The sequence below is a fragment of the Pseudomonas sp. EA_65y_Pfl1_P113 genome (assembly GCF_963970525.1).
GTDB lineage: Bacteria > Pseudomonadota > Gammaproteobacteria > Pseudomonadales > Pseudomonadaceae > Aquipseudomonas > Aquipseudomonas tritici.
Genome location: NZ_CAXAQM010000130.1, coordinates 1 through 836, shown reverse-complemented (window position 1 = coordinate 836; position 836 = coordinate 1). Strand labels below are relative to the sequence as shown.

At 65.6% G+C, this 836-nt stretch carries 1 protein-coding gene and 2 pseudogenes; all 3 read right to left on the bottom strand.

The annotated features are described in order from the left end of the window. A pseudogene (locus AACY52_RS28665) lies at positions 1 to 300 on the bottom strand (S-methyl-5'-thioadenosine phosphorylase); the annotation flags it as partial. Then, positions 297 to 650, bottom strand: coding sequence for a hypothetical protein (locus tag AACY52_RS28660; RefSeq protein ID WP_033965665.1), 354 nt, complete (start codon positions 648 to 650; stop codon positions 297 to 299). The pseudogene AACY52_RS28665 and the gene AACY52_RS28660, both read right to left, overlap by 4 nt. 3 nt (positions 651 to 653) lie before the next feature. After that, positions 654 to 836 (bottom strand): annotated as a pseudogene (locus AACY52_RS28655) (hypothetical protein); the annotation flags it as partial.

Below are 836 nucleotides of genomic sequence, written 5' to 3'. Positions count from 1 at the left end.
CCCCGGCGGCAATTCTTCGCGCAGCGACCCGATCGACGAAATGGCGACTATGTCGGTGCAGCCGCTGCGCTTCAGCGCGTCGATATTGGCGCGGAAGTTGAGCTCCGACGGGCTGATGCGATGCCCGCGTCCGTGGCGCGGCAGAAAGACGAGTTCGACGTCGCCGATCGACCCGAACAGCAATTCGTCCGACGGCTGCCCCCATGGCGTATCGACGCGGTGCCAGCGCGGATTGTGCAAGGCATCGATCGCGTACAGGCCCGATCCGCCGATGACGCCCAGTTTCCACTTTCCGCTCATGCGGGTTTCCCTTCCTGTGATTCCAGCCGTGCCAGCCACGCTTGCGCTTGCTTTGGTTCGCCGACGGCGTGTGCCGATACGGGGCCGCGCGATGCAACAAAATCCGCGTGGAGCGCAAAGGGCGGCATCGATAATTGTTCGCGCAGTTGATCGGCGGTTTCGCCCAATTCGGTCAGTTCCAGCACCGTCGGGGCCGCCTTGGCGGCGTGAGCCCGGTCTTTGGTGTGGCCGAACAAGCCCCACTGGCCCGCCGCCGTCCGCTGCAGCGCGGCGAGCAGCAGCGTGCGATATTCGGTTTCGATTTCGGCGCGACGGTCGTCGAGCCGGGCGAGGCGGTCTGCTTTTGCCATGGCTCAGACGACCGTCATGTCGCTTTGATAATGATGCCAGGCGAAGATCGCGGCGGCCCCACGGTGCGGACGCCACGGCTCGGCCAGGTCACGCACCAGCTTCTCGCTTGGGCGCGCCTCGTGGCCGAGGATACGGCCAATTTCAATTTGCACCGCCAGGTCGCCCGCCGGCCAGATGTCGGTCCG